19 protein-coding genes are annotated in these 20,778 nt (G+C 73.0%); 18 read left to right on the plus strand and 1 reads right to left on the minus strand.

Annotation, left to right across the window (positions count from 1 at the left end; translation table 11 throughout):
* Position 1 precedes the first annotated feature (1 nt).
* The 3 genes from ASD18_RS07315 to ASD18_RS07325 all read left to right on the plus strand — a co-directional run bounded on the left by ASD18_RS07315 (position 2) and on the right by ASD18_RS07325 (position 4,576).
* Positions 2 to 961, plus strand: a complete 960-nt coding sequence (locus ASD18_RS07315) for an o-succinylbenzoate synthase (RefSeq protein ID WP_056088724.1) — start codon at positions 2 to 4, stop codon at positions 959 to 961.
* Entirely contained in the window at positions 958 to 2,799 is a 1,842-nt protein-coding gene (gene menD, locus ASD18_RS07320) for a 2-succinyl-5-enolpyruvyl-6-hydroxy-3-cyclohexene-1-carboxylic-acid synthase (RefSeq protein ID WP_056091772.1), read from the plus strand. Before ASD18_RS07315 ends, menD begins: the two co-directional genes overlap by 4 nt.
* A gap of 97 nt (positions 2,800 to 2,896) precedes the next feature.
* Complete coding sequence (locus tag ASD18_RS07325) at positions 2,897 to 4,576, plus strand: trypsin-like peptidase domain-containing protein (protein WP_056088726.1); 1,680 nt, start codon at positions 2,897 to 2,899, stop codon at positions 4,574 to 4,576.
* An 80-nt stretch (positions 4,577 to 4,656) separates the two neighbouring features.
* Here the strand turns inward: ASD18_RS07325 and ASD18_RS07330 are convergent, their stop codons facing one another.
* Complete coding sequence (locus tag ASD18_RS07330; protein ID WP_056088730.1) at positions 4,657 to 6,009, minus strand: isochorismate synthase MenF; 1,353 nt, start codon at positions 6,007 to 6,009, stop codon at positions 4,657 to 4,659.
* Between the two features lie 72 nt (positions 6,010 to 6,081).
* On the opposite strand from ASD18_RS07330, the gene ASD18_RS07335 reads away from it, so the two are divergent.
* The 15 genes from ASD18_RS07335 (at position 6,082) to nuoH (ending at position 20,719) form a co-directional block, all read left to right on the plus strand.
* The gene (locus ASD18_RS07335) at positions 6,082 to 6,801 is read left to right on the plus strand and encodes a demethylmenaquinone methyltransferase (protein ID WP_056088735.1); all 720 of its coding nucleotides are present in this window, start codon (positions 6,082 to 6,084) and stop codon (positions 6,799 to 6,801) included.
* Between the two features lie 183 nt (positions 6,802 to 6,984).
* Positions 6,985 to 7,575 (plus strand): alternate-type signal peptide domain-containing protein, encoded by a 591-nt coding sequence (locus ASD18_RS07340; protein ID WP_162251732.1) that lies wholly within the window; start codon positions 6,985 to 6,987, stop codon positions 7,573 to 7,575.
* 13 nt (positions 7,576 to 7,588) lie between these two features.
* Positions 7,589 to 8,047: a hypothetical protein gene (locus ASD18_RS07345; RefSeq protein ID WP_056088740.1), complete on the plus strand. Its 459-nt coding sequence runs from the start codon at positions 7,589 to 7,591 to the stop codon at positions 8,045 to 8,047.
* Positions 8,048 to 8,084: 37 nt separating this feature from the next.
* Positions 8,085 to 8,594 carry a hypothetical protein gene (locus ASD18_RS07350; protein ID WP_056088743.1) on the plus strand — a complete coding sequence of 170 codons (510 nt, stop codon included), beginning with the start codon at positions 8,085 to 8,087 and terminating at the stop codon, positions 8,592 to 8,594.
* Entirely contained in the window at positions 8,594 to 9,352 is a 759-nt protein-coding gene (locus ASD18_RS07355) for a signal peptidase I (protein WP_056088745.1), read from the plus strand. Before ASD18_RS07350 ends, ASD18_RS07355 begins: the two co-directional genes overlap by 1 nt.
* Positions 9,349 to 10,029 carry a hypothetical protein gene (locus ASD18_RS07360; RefSeq protein ID WP_156387913.1) on the plus strand — a complete coding sequence of 227 codons (681 nt, stop codon included), beginning with the start codon at positions 9,349 to 9,351 and terminating at the stop codon, positions 10,027 to 10,029. The genes ASD18_RS07355 and ASD18_RS07360 overlap by 4 nt, the downstream gene beginning before the upstream one ends.
* Positions 10,030 to 10,275: 246 nt before the next feature.
* Positions 10,276 to 11,526 (plus strand): geranylgeranyl reductase family protein, encoded by a 1,251-nt coding sequence (locus ASD18_RS07365; RefSeq protein WP_056088751.1) that lies wholly within the window; start codon positions 10,276 to 10,278, stop codon positions 11,524 to 11,526.
* A 34-nt stretch (positions 11,527 to 11,560) separates the two neighbouring features.
* Entirely contained in the window at positions 11,561 to 11,923 is a 363-nt protein-coding gene (locus tag ASD18_RS07370; protein WP_056088754.1) for an NADH-quinone oxidoreductase subunit A, read from the plus strand.
* A 24-nt stretch (positions 11,924 to 11,947) separates the two neighbouring features.
* On the plus strand, positions 11,948 to 12,499 hold the full coding sequence (locus ASD18_RS07375; RefSeq protein ID WP_056088757.1) for an NADH-quinone oxidoreductase subunit B family protein: 552 nt from the start codon (positions 11,948 to 11,950) through the stop codon (positions 12,497 to 12,499).
* Positions 12,496 to 13,281, plus strand: a complete 786-nt coding sequence (locus ASD18_RS07380; RefSeq protein ID WP_056088760.1) for an NADH-quinone oxidoreductase subunit C — start codon at positions 12,496 to 12,498, stop codon at positions 13,279 to 13,281. Before ASD18_RS07375 ends, ASD18_RS07380 begins: the two co-directional genes overlap by 4 nt.
* Entirely contained in the window at positions 13,278 to 14,627 is a 1,350-nt protein-coding gene (locus ASD18_RS07385; protein ID WP_056088764.1) for an NADH-quinone oxidoreductase subunit D, read from the plus strand. Before ASD18_RS07380 ends, ASD18_RS07385 begins: the two co-directional genes overlap by 4 nt.
* Entirely contained in the window at positions 14,624 to 15,460 is an 837-nt protein-coding gene (gene nuoE, locus ASD18_RS07390; RefSeq protein ID WP_056088767.1) for an NADH-quinone oxidoreductase subunit NuoE, read from the plus strand. The genes ASD18_RS07385 and nuoE overlap by 4 nt, the downstream gene beginning before the upstream one ends.
* Positions 15,460 to 16,791, plus strand: a complete 1,332-nt coding sequence (gene nuoF, locus ASD18_RS07395; protein ID WP_056088770.1) for an NADH-quinone oxidoreductase subunit NuoF — start codon at positions 15,460 to 15,462, stop codon at positions 16,789 to 16,791. The genes nuoE and nuoF overlap by 1 nt, the downstream gene beginning before the upstream one ends.
* Positions 16,788 to 19,367: an NADH-quinone oxidoreductase subunit G gene (locus ASD18_RS07400; protein WP_056088773.1), complete on the plus strand. Its 2,580-nt coding sequence runs from the start codon at positions 16,788 to 16,790 to the stop codon at positions 19,365 to 19,367. Before nuoF ends, ASD18_RS07400 begins: the two co-directional genes overlap by 4 nt.
* Complete coding sequence (nuoH, locus tag ASD18_RS07405) at positions 19,364 to 20,719, plus strand: NADH-quinone oxidoreductase subunit NuoH (protein ID WP_056088776.1); 1,356 nt, start codon at positions 19,364 to 19,366, stop codon at positions 20,717 to 20,719. Before ASD18_RS07400 ends, nuoH begins: the two co-directional genes overlap by 4 nt.
* Positions 20,720 to 20,778 lie beyond the last annotated feature (59 nt).

Raw genomic sequence — 20,778 nt, forward strand, 5'->3', positions numbered from 1 at the left:
GATGCCGAGCGACCCCGCTGACCTGCACGTCTGGTCGCTGCCGCTCCGGACGCGGTTCCGTGGGCTGACGGTCCGCGACGGGGTGCTGGTGCGGGGCGCGGCAGGCTGGGGCGAGTTCAGCCCGTTCTGGGACTACGACGCCGAGGAGTCCGCGGCATGGTGGCGCGCGGCCCGGGAGGCTGCCGACGACGGCTGGCCGGCGCCGGTGCGCAACCGGATCCCGGTCAACGTGACCGTGCCCGCCGTCGATGCGGAGACTGCCCACCGGATCGTGCGGGCCTCGGGCGGCTGCCGGACCGCGAAGGTCAAGGTCGCCGAGCCGGGACAGTCGCTCGCCGACGAGGTCGCCCGGCTGGAGGCGGTCCGCGACGCACTCGGCCCGGACGGTGCCATCCGCGTCGACGCCAACGCCGCCTGGGACGTCGACACCGCGGTCAGCCGGCTGGTCGCCCTCGACCGCGCCGCCGGGGGCCTCGAGTACGCGGAGCAGCCGGTGCCGGGCGTGGACGACCTCGCCGCGCTGCGCCGCCGCACCCACGTGCCGATCGCCGCCGACGAGTCGATCCGCCGAGCGCAGGACCCGCTCGCCGTCGCGCGGGCGCAGGCGGCCGACGTCGTCGTGCTCAAGGTCCAGCCGCTCGGTGGGGTGCGCGCGTGCCTCGAGCTGGCCGAGCGGATCGGCCTGCCGGTCGTCGTCTCGTCCGCCCTCGAGTCGTCCGTGGGGCTCGCCGCCGGGGTCGCGCTCGCCGCCGCGCTCCCGGAGCTGCCCTACGCCTGCGGGCTGGCCACCGCGCAGCTGTTCACCTCCGACCTGGTCGACCGACCGTTCCTGCCGGTCGACGGCATGCTCGAGGTCCGCCGGACCGAGCCCGACCCGGCGCTGCTCGCCGGCGCGGCGGCGTCCCCCGAGCTCATGGACCAGTGGCGCGCGCGCGTCGCGGCCGTCCGGGCTCGGGCATGATGGCGGGCGTGCCGACGACGACCGCCCTCGATCCCGACCCGGCGACGGCGGCGGCCCGCGTGATCGTGCAGGCGCTCGCGGCCCTCGGTGTCGAGGACGTCGTGCTCGCCCCCGGCTCCCGCAGCGCGCCGCTGGCCTACGCGATCGCCGACGCCGCCCGCCCCGACGGCGAACGCCCGGCCGGAGCCCCCAGCCTGCGCCTGCATGTGCGCGTGGACGAGCGGTCGGCCGCGTTCCTGGCGATCGGGCTCGCCCGCGCGTCCGCGCACGGTGACGGCGACCAGGTGCAGGCGCCCCGGCCGGTCGCCGTGGTCACGACGTCGGGCACCGCGGTGGCCAACCTGCACCCCGCGGTGCTCGAGGCGCACCACAGCGGGCTTCCCCTGCTCCTCCTGACCGCCGACCGCCCGCACGAGCTGCGCGGCACCGGCGCGAACCAGACCACCGACCAGGTGGGCCTCTTCGCCGGCGCGGTGCGGCTGACCGTCGACGTCCCGGCTCCCGTCGGGCGTTCCGACGAGGCGCGCGGCCTGCGCCGCACGGTCTCCCGCGCGGTGGCCGCTGCCACGGGCGCGCGCACCGGCGACCCGGGACCGGTGCACCTCGACCTCGCGTTCCGGGAGCCGCTCGTGCCCGGCGACTCCCCGTGGCCCGCGCCGTCGACGGCCGGTCTGACGGTGGTGCAGGCCCGGCACGTCTCGCCGAGCTCGACCACGGGGGCCGTGCCCGCGGTCGCGGATCCCACCGCACCCGCACGCCGCGGGGGAGTGCCGACCGTGCTCGTCGCCGGGGACGGCGCCGGGCCGACCGCGCGCCGGCTCGCGGAGGCGAACGGCTGGCCCCTGCTGGCCGAGCCGTCCTCCGGCGCGCGCGGCGGGTCCCACGCGATCGCGGCCTACCGCCTGCTGCTCGCGCGCCCGCTGCTCGGGGGAGCCGTCCGCCGGGTCGTGGTGCTGGGGCGGCCCACGCTCTCGCGCCCGGTGCAGCAGCTGCTGGCCCGCGACGACGTCGAGGTGATCGTCATCGCCCCGCGCGGCGCCGACTGGCCCGACGCCCCGCGCAACGCGGCCGACGTGCTCCTCGAGCCGCTGGCGCGCATGCGTCAGGGGCGGATGCCCGCACCGGCCGGCTGGCTCGACTCGTGGCACACGGCCGACGCGACCGCGGGGTCCGCGATCGACGAGGTGCTCGACGGGCTCGACACGGGTCGCCGCTCGCGCAGCGGCACCCGCGTGACCGGTCAGGCGCTCGCGCGTGTCGTCGCGCAGGTGAGCGGCCCGGACGACGCGCTCGTCGTCGGCTCGTCGAACCCCGTGCGTGACCTCGACCTGATGGCGCGCTGGGACACCCCGCCCGTCGTCCTGGCCAACCGCGGCCTCGCGGGCATCGACGGCACGGTCTCCACCGCGGTCGGAGCGGCCCTCGGGTTGCCCACCCGCCGGGTCCGCGCCCTCCTGGGCGACCTCACGTTCCTGCACGACGTCGGTGGCCTGCTCCGGGGCCCGCTGGAGGCGCCGGTGCACCTGCAGCTCGTCGTCGCCAACGACGACGGCGGCTCGATCTTCGCGACGCTCGAACCGGGGGAGCCCGCGCGCGCGGACGTGTTCGAGCGGGTGTTCGGCACCCCGCACGGCGCCGACCTCGCGGCCCTCTGCGCGGGCTACGGCGTCCGGCACACGCGCGTGAGCGACGTCGACGGCCTGCTCCCGGCGCTGGCAGCACCGGGGCCGGGCCTGAGCGTGGTGGAGGTCCGGGTCGACCGCACCGGCCGCCGCGCCCTCGGCGAGCGGATCGCGGCCGAGGTCGCGCAGGCGGTCGACGCGGTGCTCGCCGGCTGAGCGTCCATGCGAAACTCGCAGCGGATTCCCAGGTTCTGCGAAGGGTCCCTCCAGCGCGACCAGGTCTGATGGTCGTCGACGAAGGAGGGCACCCCCGATGACCACCACCCCGGAGAACGGCGCGGCCGACCAGACGCCCGCAGCCGACCAGCACGCCCAGACGCAGCCGACGCAGCCGCTGCCCGTGAACCCGACGCAGCCGTTGCCGGTCAACGCCACCCAGCCGCTGCCCGTGCACCCGCGCCCGGCGCACCCCACCAACCCGTTCCTCCCGCCGCACCCCGCCGCGCCGGCCGACCAGCGTGCCGCGTACGAGGCGGCACAGCGGCAGGCCGCCGCGCAGCAGCCGGCCCAGCAGCAGGCGTCGCAGATGGACCAGTTCGAGGCCGTCCGCCGCGCCCAGTGGGAGGCCGCGCAGCGCGCCGCCGCGCAGGACCCGGCCACCGCCCCGCAGGCTGCCTACCAGCCCGCGGCGGCCTACGCGGGGGGACCGGCTCCGCAGGGTCCCGTCCCCCCGCAGCGCAAGCGCAGCCTGTGGCTCCCCGTCACGTCGGCGGCCGCGGCCGCGGCGATCGTCGCGGCGATCGCCACCGTCGGGATCACGCAGGTGCTGTCCGACGACGACGTGGCCGGCAACCGCCCGGCCTCGCTGGCCACCATCGGGCAGTCGGCCAACGACACGGTCCCCGTGGCCGGCTCGACGTCGGAGGACCCGGACTGGCAGGCGGTCTCCCAGGCGGTCCAGCAGTCGGTCGTCGCCATCCAGGTCAGCACCGGCAACGGGGGCGGCGCGGAGGGCTCCGGCGTGATCATCGACGACGCCGGCCACATCGTCACCAACAACCACGTGGTCGCCGGCGCGGACGGCGAGGTCCAGGTCACCCTGACCGACGGCCGCCTGTTCGACGCCACGATCGTCGGCACCGACGCGACCACGGACCTGGCGGTCATCAAGCTCAAGGACGCCCCGGACGACCTCACGTCTGCGGCCCTCGGCGACTCGTCGAAGGTCGTCGTCGGCCAGCCAGTCATGGCCGTCGGCAACCCGCTCGGCCTGGCCAACACGGTCACCACGGGCATCGTCTCCGCGGTCGACCGTCCGGTCTCCACCTCCGGCGACAGCACGAGCGAGGCCACGGTCACCAACGCGATCCAGATCGACGCGGCGGTCAACCCCGGCAACTCGGGTGGTCCGCTGTTCGACGCGCAGGGCCGCGTCATCGGCATCAACTCCTCGATCGCGACGCTGTCGAGCGAGTCCGGGTCGATCGGCCTCGGGTTCGCCATCCCGGTGGACCTGGTGAAGAACATCGCCGCGCAGCTCATCGACGACGGCACCGCGGAGCACGCGTTCCTCGGGGTCTCCCTGTCCGACGGCACGGCCACCGCCGACGGCGTGACGCGTCGTGGCGCGGTCGTGGAGCAGGTCACGGACGGCTCCCCGGCGGCGAAGGCCGAGCTCCAGGCGAAGGACGCGATCGTCGCGATCGACGGCGACGCCGTCGGTGGCGCCGAGTCCCTGACCGCCTACGTCCGGGCACTCCCGTCCGGCACCGACGTCACGTTGACGGTCGTCCGCGACGGCAAGACGATCGAGGTCGACGTGACCCTGGCGGTCCGCCCGGAGACGGCCCAGTCGGAGCCGCAGCAGCAGGCGCCGGACGAGCAGGAGGCGCCGGACGACCAGCCCGGGCAGAACGGCTTCCCCGAGGGGATGACCCCCGACGAGCTGTGGGAGTGGTTCCAGCAGCAGCAGGGGCAGCAGGGCCAGGGCTGAGCACAGCCCCTCGACCGCCGGCGGCCGCCGGGTCGTTCGTCCCCCACGGACCCCTGGCCGCCGGCCTCTCGGCCGGGACGTCAGCTGTCGCTGGCGTCCCGGCCGAGCGCGTACCGCATGGGGACCAGCTTGGCCTCGGACTCGGCGACCTCGGCGGCGGGGTCGGACGCGGCGACGACGCCGCAGCCGGCGAACAGCCGGACGCGCCGCGGGTCGGCGGGGTCGACCGCCGCCGAGCGCAGCGCGATGCCCCACTCGCCGTCGCCGTCGGCGCCGAACCAGCCGACCGGGCCGGCGTACCGGGCGCGGTCCATGCCCTCGATGCTGCGGATGAGCTCGCGGGCCGCCGCGGTCGGCGTGCCGCACACGGCGGCCGTCGGGTGCAGGGCCGCCGCGAGCGCGAGCGAGGACGGGTGCGCCGCGTCGCCGCTCGGAGCGGTGAGGACGCCGGTGACGTCCGACGCCAGGTGCAGGACGTTGGGCAGGTGCAGGACGAACGGCACGTCCGGCACGTTGGTCGACGAGCAGAACGGCTCGAGCGCGTGCGCCACGGAGGTCACCGCGTACTCGTGCTCCTCGAGGTCCTTGGACGAGTGCGCGAGGATCGCCGCGCGGGCCATGTCCGCCGCGTTGTCCCCGGTGCGCCGGATCGTCCCGGCGAGCACGCGCGAGGTGACCAGGCCCTTCTCGGACCGGACCAGCAGCTCGGGCGTCGCACCGATCATGCCGTCGACGCTGAACGTCCAGCACGAGGGGTACTGCACGGCCAGCCGCTCGAGGGCCCAGCGCGCGTCCACGGGGTTCTCGGTGCGCGCGTGCACGTCCCTGGCCAGCACCACCTTGTCCACGTCGCCCGCCTTGATCGCGGCGATCCCGCGGGCGACCACCTCGCGCCACCCGTCCGCGCTCACCGCGCCGTCCGAGTAGGCGACGACTCCCGGGTCGACGGGCGGTACGCGTGGCCCGACGACGTCGGCGAGCCTCGGCGCGGCACCCAGCCGGGCGCCCGTGGTGATCGAGGTGAGCCAGGTGCGACCGCCGCGGCGGCCCACGATCACGCTCGGGACCACGATCACGCTGCCAGCCGGGGAGTCCTCGTCGAACGCGAAGGAGCCGAACGCCACCGGACCGGTCCCCGGCAGCTGGACCTCGTCGCGCACGATCGCGTGCGCCAGGACGTCCTGCCAGGCCCGCTCGGCCTCGGCGAACCGGTCGGGTCCGCTGACGGGGATGCGCAGGGTCTCGCCCCACGCCACCAGACCGTCCCCGCGACGCACCCATGCGAGCGGCGCCTGCGACGGCAGCAGGCCGAGCAGGTCCAGGGGGTCCGTGGTCACCGCCTCGGTCGACCCGCCCAGCGCGTCCAGCGCGACCGTGCGGACCACGAGCGGGTACGGGACCGCGTCCGCGGGGGCGGAGGTCTGCGTACTCATCGGTACCAGCGTATGCCTCGGTCACCGGTGCTCCCTGTCGAAGGGGCGCGTCGGACCTGCGACGATGGACACATGTCCCGTGCCTCCCTCGACAAGGACCCCCAGGACGTCGCCGCCATGTTCGACGCGGTGGCCCACCGCTACGACCGGACCAACGACGTCATCTCGCTCGGTCAGGACCGTGCCTGGCGCAAGGCGACGCTCAAGGCCGTCGGCGCCCAGCCCGGTGAGACCGTGCTCGACCTCGCCGCGGGCACCGGCACGTCGTCCGAGCCGATGGCCGACGCGGGAGTCCGCGTCGTCGCGTGCGACCTGTCCGTCGGCATGCTCGAGGTGGGCAAGCGCAGGCGCCCCGACCTGTCGTTCGTCGCCGGCGACGCGCTGCACCTCCCGTTCGCGGACGAGTCGTTCGACGCGGTGACCATGTCGTTCGGGCTGCGCAACGTGCAGGACGTCGAGACCGCCCTCGCCGAGCTCCTGCGGGTGACCAAGCCGGGCGGTCGGCTGGTGGTCTGCGAGTTCTCCCGCCCCACCTTCACGCCCTTCCGCGTGGTCTACCAGAACTACCTGATGCGGGCGCTGCCACCCGTCGCCCGCGCGGTCTCCAAGGAGCCCGAGGCGTACGTGTACCTGGCCGAGTCCATCCGCGAGTGGCCGGACCAGAACGCGCTCGGCCTGCTCATCAAGCACGCCGGGTGGTCCCACGTGGCGTACCGGAACCTCTCGGGCGGCATCGTCGCCCTGCACCGGGGGACCCGTCCGGCCACAGACGCCATCGCCCGTTCGGCGTAGCCCCCGGACAGTCCGGTTCACGCGTTTTCCTCCACTGGACTCCCAAGTGTTCGGGTGGTAGCCCCTCCGTGACTCTCCACGATCGGATGATGACGGTTCTCAACCGCTCAGTTCGGTCTCCGCCCTGCCGAGAGCCCTCGCAGCCGGTCGTTGTCACCGGCCTCGGCTACGGGAGGCATGGACATGCGCAAGACGACGAAGGGCGCCATCGCGGTAGGCGCCGGTGTGGCACTGCTGCTGGGCGGCGCGGGCACGATGGCCGCATGGAAGACCGGTACGGCGGTCGCTGCCGGCTCGAGCATCAGCTCGGGCTCGCTGACCATCGTCCCCAAGGTGGGCGCGCTCACCCCGGTGTGGGCCTGGAACTCGGGCGCGGGCACGTTCGACGCGACGAACTCGCGCATCGTCCCGGGCGACGTGGTCAAGCGGACGCAGGTCTTCACGGTGACCGCTCGCGGTGACCGCCTCAAGTTCACCGCGGACCTCGACCTGGCCCCGGTCATCTCCGGCGACGCCAACCTCACGGCGGCGCTCACCGCGGCCACGACGCTGTCGGCCACCGCGCCGGCCGGCGCGACGATCACCGGTTCCCCTGGTTCTGTCCTCACCGTGACGCCCGGCACCGGCTCGGCCGACGTGACGTTCGACGTCACGGTGACCTCGATCGTCACCTGGAACTTCGGTACGGCGGGCTCGGACGCGGCGACGACCATGGGCAAGAGCGTCAGCCTCGCCGGTGCGACGCTGAACCTCACCCAGGTCACCTTCCCCTGATCGACCCTGCACCGTGCGCCTCCGTCTCCTGGCGATCGTGGTCGTGGCGCTCCTCCTGTCGGGGAGCGCCACGGCCTACGCCGCGTGGTCGCGCGGGGCTGCCGTCGGCAGCGGTCCCGCACTGCAGTCCGGCACCTTCGCGGTGACCACGACGTGGGCGGTGCCGCTGAACCTGACGGCCGCCGCGCCGGGCTCGGTGAGGACCGGGGTGCTCTCCGTGGCCCGCACTGGGAACGGTCGGTGGGTCTACTCGCTCGGGACCCCGGTCGCGGCCGGAGGCACGGTCAGGGTCTTCCCCACGGCGTCGTGCTCGGGGGCCACCCTGGCGCTGCCGTGGTCGCAGACGACGATCCAGGCGGGCACGGCGACGGCGCAGCACTGCGTCGAGTTCACCGCCGCCACCCCGCTCACCGCCGGCCAGGCGCTCAGCGTCTCGATACCGGTGTCGGCGGAGAACCGCTCGACCAACTGAGCACAGTCCCGCGGGGCGACGAGGAAGGAGGGGTCCGATGACCGGTGTGCGCGCCGCGCGCTCGCGCGTCCTGTCCGTCGTCGTGATCACCCTCGTCCTCCTGCTCGCGGGCTCGGCCTCGGCGTGGGCCTGGTGGATGGCCTCGGCCAGCGCCACGGCCGCCGGCACGGCGCCCGCACTGGCAGCCCCGGGCGGGGTCGACGCCACCTGCAACCCCTCGTTCAACTTCCAGAACGACCCGGTCGTCGTCTCCTGGAACGCCGTCGCCGTCCCGGCGGGTGCGACGCAGGTGCGGTACCGCGTCCTGTTCGTCAACGACGCCGGGGGGCAGAGCTCGTTCCCCTCCGCGACGACCGAGACGACGGCGACCTCGGTCTCCGTCGTCTCCACGCAGCTGGGCACCAACAACGCCGACCGCGTGCGGGACCAGACCATCACCGTGCAGGCGTTCGCCGTGTACCCGACCGGCAGGCTGGTCTCCACCGCCTCGGCGGCCGTGACGGCGCACGGCGAGAACCTCCTCGGCGTCGTCGACATGCACTGCTGATGGACGCCACCACGCCGCTCCCGGCCCGCCCGCCCCGCCGCGTCGACCACGTCACCGCGGCGATCTCGTCGTTCGCGCTGGTGGCCCTCGTCCTGGTCGCGCTGGTGATGATCGTGGTGCCGCTGGCCGTCCACGCCACGCCCTACACGATCCTCACCGGCAGCATGCAGCCGACGCTGCCGCCGGGCACCCTCGTCGTGACCCGCGTCGTCCCCGTCGAGAGCATCGACATCGGCGACGTCCTCACCTACCAGCTGCACTCCAACCAGCCGGAGGTCGTCACGCACCGCGTCGTCGGCGTCGGGTTCACGGGAGAGGGCGAGCGCCTCGTCGTCACGCGGGGCGACGCCAACAACGTCGACGACGACCCGGTGCGCGCGGTCCAGGTCCGCGGCGTGGTGGCCTACCACGTGCCGTACCTCGGCTACCTGAACACCTGGGTCGGGATCAACCGTCCCGGCTGGCTGCTGAAGTCGGTGGCGGGCGCGCTCATCCTCTACGGGCTCGTGCTCGTCGGCGCCGGTGTGCGGGACCGCGTCCGGCGCCGGACCGCCGACGAGGTCCCCGCGAGCGCACCGGTCGGTCCCGTCCCCGCCGACGTCGGGTCCTCCGTCGCCGTGCGTGCTCTGCCGACGCCGTCGAGCCCGCCGCCGGACGCACGCCCGCGCCGCGCGGCCGCGCCGGCTGTCGTCGTCACGCTGGTGGTCCTGACGGGGGTCGTCCTCGGGGTCGCGCTCCTTGCCGGGCGAGACCGATGAGGCGCGCGCGGGGCGCGTCCTGGGCGGGCGTCGTGCTGGTGGCCGGTGGTCTGGTCGTCGGCCCGGCCGGTCCCGCGCTCGCGGTGGACCGGCTCGAGCTGTCCCTCGACGGGACGTCCTGGTCGGCCGCGCTCCCCGGCATGCTCTTCTCCTCGCCGGCGGCGGTCGTGCCCGGGGACGTCCTCTCCTCGGCACTCTGGGTCCGCAACAGCTCGGGCGACCCGGCGCGGGTGGACCTCGAGGTCGCCGACGACCTGGGCGTGACCCCGGGGACCTTCGCCGGTGACCTCTCGCTGAGCATCGACGGCACGCCCGTGCCCGGCGGCACCAGCTGGCACGGACCCGAGCTCGCGCCCGGCGCCTCGGCGCGGATCCCGCTCGTCGTCACGTTCGCGGCGTCGTCCTCGCTGTCCAGCAGCGTCCGCGTGGCGGCCGTCCTGGAGTCGGTCACGCTGGTGCAGACCGGCGCCGGCCCCGCGGTGGTCCCGACGCCGACCGCCACGCCCACCTCCCCGGCCGGGGTCTCCCAGGCTGCCCGTCCGCCGTCGGGCGGCGCCGGCGGGCTCGCGCACACGGGCGCCGACGTCGCAGGCGTTCTCGGGGTGTCGTTCGCGGCGCTCGGTCTGGGTGTCCTCCTCCTCGCGGCCCGTCGCCACTCCCGTCGCGCGGACGCCTGACCCGTCGTCGTCGTCGCCGTCTGTACGGCCCCGCCCCGGCGGGTGAACAATGTGCCTCGAGGCGGCACGTCTGCGCCCGCTCGCCGGGGTTTCCCGGGCGGTCGACCGGCACTTCACGGCATGTTCCTCACCCCCTTCCGTGAAGTAAGGAAAGCCTTCGCAGACAGCCCTTGGGGCGCTGGTTACACTCGCCGGAGCAGTGCGTGAACAACGTCACAAGTGGGGTCTCCAGTGGTGGATGCAGCGATGGATGACGCGGACGTCATCGTCGTCGGCGCGGGCCCAGCGGGGTCCGCTGCCGCGTTCCACTGCGCCTCCGCGGGCCTGGACGTGCTGCTCCTGGAGAAGTCGGAGTTCCCCCGGGACAAGGTGTGCGGGGACGGGCTGACGCCGCGCGCGGTCGCCGAGCTGGTGCGGATGGGGCTGCCCATCCGGGAGCAGGACGGCTGGATCCGCAACGTGGGGCTGCGTGTGATCGGCGGGGGCCACCGCCTCGAGCTGGCGTGGCCGGAGCTGTCCAGCTACCCCTCGTACGGGCTCGCGAAGTCACGGATGTCGCTGGACCACACGCTGGCCGACCACGCGCGGACCGCGGGCGCCAAGCTGCAGGAGCGCACCACCGTCACCGGACCGGTGCGCGACGAGCGCTCGGGCCGCGTGGTCGGGGTGCACGCCAAGGTCGACGGCGAGACGGTCACGTACCGGGCGCCGGTCGTCATCGCCGCCGACGGGGTCTCCGCCCGGCTGGCCACGGGGATGGGCCTGGAGAAGCGCATGGACCGCCCGATGGGTGTCGCGGTCCGCACCTACTTCCAGACACCGCGGCACGACGACCCGTGGATGGAGAGCCACCTCGAGCTCCGCAACGACGACGGCAACCTCATGCCCGGGTACGGGTGGATCTTCTCGCTCGGCGACGGCACCGCGAACGTCGGGCTCGGCTCGGTGGCCTCGACGGCGGCGCCGACGAAGGTCGACTACAAGAAGCTGTTCGCCACCTGGATGCGGCACGTGCCCGCCGAGTGGGAGTTCACGCCCGACAACCAGGTCGGTCCCGTCAAGGGCGCGGCCCTGCCCATGGGGTTCAACCGGGGACCGCTGTACGGCAACGGTCTCCTGCTGGCGGGCGACTCCGCCGGGATGATCAGCCCGTTCAACGGCGAGGGCATCGCGTACGGCCTGCAGGCCGGCCGGGTCGCGGCCGACGCCATCTCCCAGGGGCTCGCGCGCGGGACCGCCGCAGGTCGCGAGCGCGCGTTCGCCACGTACCAGGGCAGGATGAAGGACGACCTCGGCGGCTACTACACGCTCGGCCGGGTGTTCGTGCGGCTGATCGAGCACCCCGAGGTCATGCGGGTGTGCACGCGGTACGGTCTGCCGCGGCCGCTCGTCATGAAGTTCGTGCTCAAGCTCCTGTCCGACTGCTACGAGCCCAAGGGCGGTGACCTGGTGGACCGGGTGATCGCCGGCCTGGCGCGGATCGCCCCGGCCGCATGAGGCCGCCGACCACAACGAAGTGGAGTGACGCACGATGAGCAACCCGTACGTCCCGCTGCTCTTCCTCATGGGCATCGCCGCCGTGCTCGCCCTCGGTGGCGTCGGCGCGAGCGTGATCCTCGGCCCCAAGCGGTACAACCGCGCCAAGCTCGAGGCGTACGAGTGCGGCATCGAGCCCACCCCGCACGCCATCGGCGGCGGCCGCTTCCCGATCAAGTACTACCTGGTCGCGATGACCTTCATCATCTTCGACATCGAGGTGGTCTTCCTCTACCCGTGGGCTGTGAGCTTCGCGGACCTGGCCCTGTTCGGGCTGGTCGCGATGATCGGCTTCCTCGTGCTCATCACGGTCCCGTTCGTCTACGAGTGGAAGCGCGGCGGGTTCGAGTGGGACTGACCGCCTCGTCGAAGGAGTGTTGAGATGGGCATCGAAGAGGCACCCTCGGGGTTCCTGCTGACCACGGTCGAGGACCTGGTCGGCTATTTCCGCAAGGCGTCGCTCTGGCCGGTCACGTTCGGGCTGGCCTGTTGCGCCATCGAGATGATGGCCGCCGGCGCCAGCCGGTTCGACATCTCGCGCTTCGGCATGGAGGTGTTCCGCGCGTCCCCGCGCCAGGCGGACCTCATGATCGTCGCCGGCCGCGTGAGCCAGAAGATGGCCCCCGTCGTGCGTCAGGTCTACGACCAGATGTCCGAGCCCAAGTGGGTGCTCTCCATGGGCGTCTGCGCCAGCTCCGGCGGCATGTTCAACAACTACGCGATCGTGCAGGGCGTCGACCACATCATCCCGGTCGACATCTACCTGCCCGGCTGCCCCCCGCGGCCCGAGATGCTCATCAACGCGATCCTCGCGCTGCACGAGCAGATCGAGAACGAGCCGCTGGGCGTCAACCGCAAGGAAGCGGCCGCCGCTGCCGAGGCCGCCGCGCTGGCCGCGACGCCGACGTCGCAGATGACGGGGCTGCTGAAGTGACGGAGAAGACCGACGCCGCCGACGCCGCCAAGCCGGGCGACGCGACGACGGGGGCGCAGAAGACCAGCGAGGCGGCGCTCGAGGCCGGGTCGCAGAACGTTCCCACCGAGGGCCGGACGCAGATCGAGGTCGTCGACGTCCGGCGCGGCATGTTCGGTGCCAGCGGCACGGGTGACACCTCCGGCTACGGCGGGCTGGTCACCGCGATCGCGCTCCCGGGGCCCAGCGAGCGGCCGTACGGCGGCTGGTTCGACGAGGTCGTGGACATCCTCACCGAGGTGCTGGACGAGTCCGGCACCGGCTTCGCGCACGCCGTCGAGTCCGTCGTCGTCGACCGCGAGGAGCTCACGCTGCACATCGCGCGCGAGCACGTCGTCGAGGTGGCGCAGGTGCTCCGGGACGACCAGGACCTGCGGTTCGAGCTCAGCCTGGGCGTCTCGGGCGTGCACTACCCGCACGACGCCGGCCGCGAGCTGCACGCGGTCTACCACCTGGTCTCGGTGACCCACTCGCGCCGGCTGCGGCTCGAGGTCGCGGTCCCGGACTCGGACCCGCACCTGCCGTCGACCGTGTCGGTGTACCCGGCCAACGACTGGCACGAGCGCGAGACGTACGACTTCTTCGGGTTGATCTTCGACGGTCACCCGGGTCTGGCCCGCATCGAGATGCCCGACGACTGGCCGGGCCACCCGCAGCGCAAGGACTACCCCCTCGGGGGCATCCCGGTCGAGTACAAGGGCGCCACCGTGCCGCCCCCGGACCAGCGGAGGTCGTACCGATGACCACCCAGACACCCCGATCCACCGCGCACGTCGTGGACGCCGACACCGAGGGCGTCCCGTCCTTCGAGGCGTCCGGCGGCGACTGGTCCGAGATCGCCGAGGAGGCTGCTCGTCTCGGCGAGGAGCGGATCGTCGTCAACATGGGCCCGCAGCACCCGTCGACCCACGGCGTGCTCCGGCTCATGCTCGAGATCGACGGCGAGACGGTCACCGAGGCCCGCGCGGGCATCGGCTACCTGCACACCGGCATCGAGAAGAACATGGAGTTCCGCACCTGGACCCAGGGCGTGACCTTCTGCACGCGCATGGACTACGTGGCGCCGCTGTTCCAGGAGGCCGCGTACTGCCTCGCGGTCGAGAAGCTGCTGGGCATCACCGACGACGTGCCCGAGCGGGCCACCGTCATCCGGGTGCTGATGATGGAGCTCAACCGGATCACCTCGCACCTGGTCTGCCTGGCCACGGGCGGCAACGAGCTGGGCGCCACGACGATCATGACCGTGGGCTTCACCGCCCGCGAGGAGATCCTCAAGATCTTCGAGCTGATCTCCGGCCTGCGCATGAACCACGCGTACATCCGCCCGGGCGGGGTCGCGCAGGACATCCCGCCGGGCGCGATCGACACCATCCGCGAGGCGCTGGTGCTCGTCCGCGGCTACTTCAAGCAGCTCGAAGACCTCATGATGGCCAACCCGATCCTGCACCTGCGGCTCAAGGACGTCGGCTACCTCGGCCTGTCCGGCTGCATGGCGCTCGGGATCACCGGGCCGGTGCTCCGATCGGCCGGGCTGCCCTACGACGTGCGCAAGGCCGACCCGTACTGCGGGTACGAGACGTACGACTTCGAGGTCCCCGTCGCGCAGTCGGCCGACTCCTGGGGGCGCCTCGTGCTCCGCGTCGAGGAGTGCTACCAGTCGATGAAGATCGTCGAGCAGACCCTGGACCGCCTGCAGAAGATGGGCCCCGGGCCGGTCATGGTCGAGGACAAGAAGATCGCCTGGCCGGCGCAGCTGGCCATCGGGTCGGACGGCATGGGCAACTCCCTCGACCACATCCGGGAGATCATGGGCACCTCGATGGAGGCCCTGATCCACCACTTCAAGCTGGTCACCGAGGGCTTCCGCGTGCCGGCCGGTCAGGTGTTCCAGACGGTCGAGCACCCTCGCGGCGAGCTCGGCGTGCACCTGGTGTCCGACGGAGGGACGCGGCCGTACCGCGCGCACTTCCGGGACCCCTCGTTCAACAACCTGCAGGCCACGTCGATCATGTGCGAGGGCGGGCAGGTGGCCGACGTCGTCGTCGCCGTCGCGTCCCTCGACCCGGTGCTGGGAGGGGTGGACCGATGAGCATCGAGACCAGCCGCGTCCACAAGACGAGCTACGACGCCGAGACGCACGCGCGGCTCACGGCCGACTCGGACGCGATCGTCGCCCGGTATCCGCAGGCGCGGTCCGCGCTGCTGCCGATGCTGCACCTGGTGCAGTCCGAGGACGGCTACGTCAGCCCCCGGGGCATCGCGTTCTGCGCGGCCCACCTGGGCCTGTCCACCGCCGAGGTGTCCGCGGTCGCCACGTTCTACACGCAGTACAAGCGGCACCCCAACGGCACGTACACGGTGGGCGTCTGCACCAACACGCTGTGCGCGATCATGGGCGGCGACGCCATCTGGGAGGACCTCTCGGACCACCTGGGCATCGGGCACGACGAGACCACCGACGACGGGGTCATCACCCTGGAGCGCGTCGAGTGCAACGCGGCGTGCGACTACGCGCCGGTCGTGATGGTCAACTGGGAGTTCTTCGACAACCAGACCCCGGACACCGCCCGGCAGATCGCCGACGACCTCACCGCCGGCAAGCCGGTCGTCCCGACGCGCGGCGCGGCGAGCGTCTGCTCGTTCAAGGAGATGTCCCGCGTGCTGGCCGGGTTCGGCGACGGGCGTGCCGACGAGGGCGTCGGGGCCGGCGTGCCGACCCTGCGCGGCGTCGAGCTGGCCCGGGCCGAGCACTGGACGGCTCCCGAGTTCCCGACCGGCACGACGGCGGCACCCGGCGGCAGCACCGAGCCGAAGGTCGGCGGTGAGCAGTCGAGCGCGCAGCGCCCGGTCACCACCCCGGCGGACGTGTCGCCCGCCGCCGAGCAGAAGAAGCAGTCCTCCGACGACGCGAAGGAGTCGTGATGGCGACGACCCTCACCCCGGTCCTCACGGACACGTGGGACGCCGACCGCTCCTGGACGCTCGCGTCGTACGAGGACGCCGGCGGCTACCGCGGCCTGCGCAAGGCACTCAGCCTGCCGGCCGCCGACGTCGTCACCATGGTCAAGGACTCCGGCCTGCGCGGGCGCGGGGGAGCCGGCTTCCCGACGGGCATGAAGTGGGGCTTCCTGCCCGCGCCCGACGGCGGACCGCGCTACCTCGTCGTGAACGCGGACGAGTCCGAGCCGGGGACCTGCAAGGACATCCCGCTCATGATGGCCAGCCCGCAGCACCTGATCGAGGGCATGATCATCACCAGTTACGCGATCGGCTGCCACCACGCGTTCCTCTACGTGCGCGGCGAGGTGCTGCACGTCTACCGCCGCCTGCTGAAGTCGATCGAGGAGGCCCGCGCCAAGGGGTACCTCGGCACCGACATCCTCGGCTCCGGCTTCGACCTGGAGATCACCCTGCACGCCGGTGCCGGCGCGTACATCTGCGGCGAGGAGACGGCGCTGCTCGACTCGCTCGAGGGCCTGCGCGGCCAGCCACGGCTCAAGCCCCCGTTCCCCGCCGTCGCGGGCCTGTACGCGCGGCCGACCGTGGTGAACAACGTCGAGTCGATCGCGTCGGTGCCGGGCATCGTCGTGGGCGGGTCGGACTGGTTCAAGTCCATGGGCACCGAGAAGTCCACCGGCCACGGGCTGTTCTCCCTGTCCGGGCACGTCACGCGGCCGGGTCAGTACGAGGCGCCCCTGGGCATCACGCTGCGCGAGCTGCTGGAGATGGCCGGCGGCATCCGCGAGGGCCACGAGCTGAAGTTCTGGACGCCCGGCGGCTCGTCGACCCCGATCTTCACCGCCGAGCACCTCGACGTCCCGCTGGACTACGAGTCGGTCGGCGCGGCGGGCTCGATGCTGGGCACTCGCGCGCTGCAGATCTTCGACGAGACCACCTCGGTCGTCCGCGCCGTCACGCGATGGACGGAGTTCTACAAGCACGAGTCGTGCGGCAAGTGCACGCCGTGCCGCGAGGGCACGTACTGGCTGACGCAGGTGCTGCAGCGGATCGAGGCGGGGCAGGGCACGCTCGCCGACATCGACCTGCTGCTCGACCTGTGCGACAACATCCTCGGCAAGGCGTTCTGCGCCCTGGGTGACGGCGCCACCAGCCCGATCACCTCGGCGGTGCAGTACTTCCGCGAGGAGTTCGTCGCCGGGACGCACACCCCCGCGGACGTGCTCTTCCCGCCGGAGAACAGCTCCCTGTTCGTCTACACGCCGAAGCACGAGCTCGCTGGGGTGCACGCATGACGATCCTGTCCTCCGGGCCGACGACCTCCCTCGTCCCGGCCGCGCCGGTCGCGCCCGTGGCGCCCGAGGGTGAGCTGGTGACCTTCACGGTCGACGGCATCGAGACCGCCGTGCCCAAGGGCACCCTGGTCATCCGCGCCGCCGAGCAGCTGGGCATCCAGATCCCGCGCTTCTGCGACCACCCCCTGCTCGCCCCGGCCGGCGCGTGCCGCCAGTGCCTGGTCGAGGTCTGGGCGCCGGGACGCGACGGCGCCCTGGCCAAGATGCCGAAGCCCCAGGCCAGCTGCACCCTCGAGGCCACGCCCGGCATGCAGGTCAAGACGCAGCACACGTCGCCGGAGGCCGACAAGGCCCAGCACGGCGTCATGGAGCTGCTGCTCATCAACCACCCGCTCGACTGCCCGGTCTGCGACAAGGGCGGCGAGTGCCCCCTGCAGAACCAGGCGATGAGCAACGGCCGCGCCAGCACCCGGTTCGTCGACGTGAAGCGGACGTTCCCCAAGCCGATCGCGATCTCCACGCAGATCCTGCTGGACCGCGAGCGCTGCATCCTGTGCCAGCGCTGCACCCGGTTCTCCGAGGAGATCGCCGGCGACGTGTTCATCGACCTCCAGAAGCGCGGCGCCAACCAGCAGATCGGCACGTTCGACACGAACGTGCTCGGGTTCGCCGGCGAGGCCCCGCTCGGCGCCTCAGCGGAGGACACGTCCGGTCGTCCGTTCGCGTCGTACTTCTCCGGCAACACCGTGCAGATCTGCCCGGTCGGCGCCCTGACCAGCGCGGCGTACCGGTTCCGGTCCCGCCCGTTCGACCTGGTCTCCACGCCCGGCATCGGCGAGCACGACTCGCAGGGCTCGGCCATCCGCATCGACCACCGCCGCGGCGTCGTGCTGCGGCGGCTGGCGGGCGAGGACCCGACGGTCAACCAGGAGTGGATCACCGACAAGGACCGCTTCGCGTTCACGTGGCAGTCCGCGCCGGACCGCATCACGACCCCGCTGGTCCGCAACGCCGACGGCGAGCTCGAGCCGGCCAGCTGGGTGGAGGCGCTCGACGTCGCCGCCGCCGGCCTGCGCGCGGCCCAGCAGCCGGACGACCCGCGTGACACGGCGATCGGCGTCGCCGTGCTGCCGGGCGGACGCCTGACGCTCGAGGACGCCTACGCGTACGGCAAGTTCGCCCGCGTGGCGCTCGGCACCAACGACGTCGACGGCCGCGCCCGCCCGCACTCGGCGGAGGAGGAGACCTTCCTCGGTCACCACGTCGCCGGCCGCACGCTCCAGGTCACGTTCGCGGACCTCGACCGCGCCCCCGCGGTGCTGCTCGTCGGCCTCGAGGCCGAGGAGGAGGCGGGGATCGCGTTCCTGCGCCTGCGCGACTCGGTCGTCTCCCGCAAGCTCCGGGTGCTCTCGGTCGCCGCCCTGGCGAGCCGTGGCCTCGAGCGGTTGTCGGGCACCCTGCTGCCCGCGGCGCCCGGGACCGAGGCCGAGGTGCTCGACGGCATCGGCACCGACCCCGCGCTCGCGGAGACGGCGACGCTGCTCGGCACCGCCGGCGCTCTCGTCCTCGTCGGCGAGCGCCTGGCGGGCGTGCCCGGTGGCTTCTCCGCAGCCGTGCGGCTCGCGCAGCGCACCGGCGCACGGCTGGCCTGGGTCCCGCGTCGCGTCGGGGAGCGGTCCGCCGTCGAGGCGGGTCTGCTGCCCTCGCTGCTGCCCGGCGGCCGTCCGGTCGCCGACTCGGCCGCTCGGGTCGACCTGGCCGCCGCCTGGGGCGTCGACCACCTGCCTGCCGAGCCCGGTCGCTCGACCACCGAGATCCTCGCCGCCGCTCGTGCCGGTCAGCTCGGCGGCCTCGTCGTCGGCGGGCTGGAGCTCGCGGACCTGCCGGACCCGGCCATCGCCCGCGAGGCGCTCGACCGGGCCACGTTCGTCGTCTCGCTCGAGGTCCGGCACTCCGAGGTCACCGACCGCGCCGACGTCGTCCTGCCCGTCGCGCCGCCGACCGAGAAGCCCGGCACCTTCGTCACGTGGGAGGGGCGCCCGCGCCCGTTCCCGCAGGCGCTCGTGTCGCACTCGATGGCCGACCACCGCGTCCTGGACCGGCTGGCCGACGCCCTCGGCGTCGAGCTCGGCCTGCAGACGATCGGTGCCGTGCACGACGAGCTCGACCAGCTGGGCGGCTGGGACGGCACCCGCGTGGGTGCGCCGGACGTGCCCGCCGCCGAGCCGCCCGCCGTGTCCCCGGGCACCGCCGTGCTGGCCACCTGGCACCAGCTGCTGGACGGCGGTCGCCTGCAGTCGGGGGAACCGTTCCTGGCCGGCACCGCCAAGCGCCCCGTCGCCCGCATCTCGGCCGGCACCGCCACCGCGGTCGGCGTCGAGGACGGCGGCAGCCTGACCGTGTCCACCGACGCGGGCTCGCTCACGCTCCCGGCGGTCGTCACCGAGATGCCGGACCACGTGGTGTGGCTGCCGACGAACGCGGTCGGCGCCGGTGTCCGCGACGCCCTGCACGCCGACGCGGGTCACCTGGTGCGCCTCGCGCCGGGTGCTCGTGACCTGGAGGCCAGCGCATGAGGATCCTCGGCGAGGCCGTGGCACCCGTCACCGCCGACTTCAGCAACGACACGTGGTGGATCTGGCTGATCAAGGCCGTCGCCATCGTCGTGTTCCTGCTGACCAGCGTGCTCATCGCCATCTGGTTCGAGCGCAAGGTCGTCGCCCGCATGCAGGTGCGGCCCGGCCCCAACGTGCACGGCCCCTTCGGGTTGCTGCAGTCGCTCGCGGACGCCATGAAGCTCCTGGTCAAGGAGGACATGACGGTCAAGGCCGCGGACAAGCTGGTCTACATCGTGGCGCCCATGATCGCGGTGTTCTGCTCGCTGCTGACGTTCGCGGTCATCCCGTTCGGACCCAACGTGAGCATGTTCGGCGTGAACACCCCGATCCAGCTCACCGACTTCCCGGTGGCCGTCCTCTACATCCTCGCCTGCGCGTCCGTCGGCGTGTACGGGATCGTGCTCGGCGGCTGGTCGTCCGGGTCCACGTACCCGCTGCTCGGAGCGGTCCGCTCGACCGCGCAGGTCATCAGCTACGAGCTCGCGATGGGACTGTCGCTGGTCAGCGTGTTCATCCTGGCCGGCTCGATGTCGACGTCGCAGATCGTCACGTCGCAGACCGCGGTGTGGTGGTTCCTGCCCCTGCTCCCGGCATTCATCATCTACATCATCTCGATGGTCGGGGAGACCAACCGCCTGCCGTTCGACCTCCCGGAGGCCGAGGGCGAGCTGGTGTCCGGGTACATGACCGAGTACTCGTCGATGAAGTTCGCCTGGTTCTTCCTGGCCGAGTACATCAACATGCTCAACGTCTCGGCGGTCGCCACCACGCTGTTCCTCGGCGGCTGGCGCGCCCCGTGGCCGATCTCCGCGATCAACGACGGCATGTTCAACTCGGGCTGGTGGCCCGTGCTCTGGTTCCTGGCCAAGCTCTGGCTGCTCATGTTCGTGTTCGTCTGGATCCGCGGCTCCGTCCTGCGGTTCCGGTACGACCAGTTCATGAAGATCGGCTGGAAGCTGCTCATCCCCGCGGCCCTCGCGTGGGTGGTCTGCGTGGGCGTCGTCCAGGGTGTGCGGCAGTTCTCCGGCCTGGACCTGCGCACGATCCTGTTCGTGCTCGCCGGGATCGTGCTGCTGGGCCTGCTCATCTCGTTCCTCGTCCCGGAGAAGAAGCAGCCGCCCGCACCGAAGCGGCCGCCCGGTCCGCAGGTGTACGACCCGTACGCCGGTGGGTACCCCGTGCCCCCGCTGCCGGGGCAGGTCCTGCCGCCGTCTCCGCGCAAGCGGCGGGCAGCCGCGGACGCAGCCGCTGCGGCGGACACCGACAACTCGACGACCCCCCAGGTCACCCAGGAGGTGCACGGTGGCTGACCAGCGCAAGCCCGTCCGCAAGCCGGCTCCGGCCCAGCCCGCGAAGGGCAAGGCCGTCG

Origin of the sequence: Cellulomonas sp. Root137, assembly GCF_001426725.1 — a bacterium.
Lineage (GTDB): Bacteria > Actinomycetota > Actinomycetes > Actinomycetales > Cellulomonadaceae > Cellulomonas.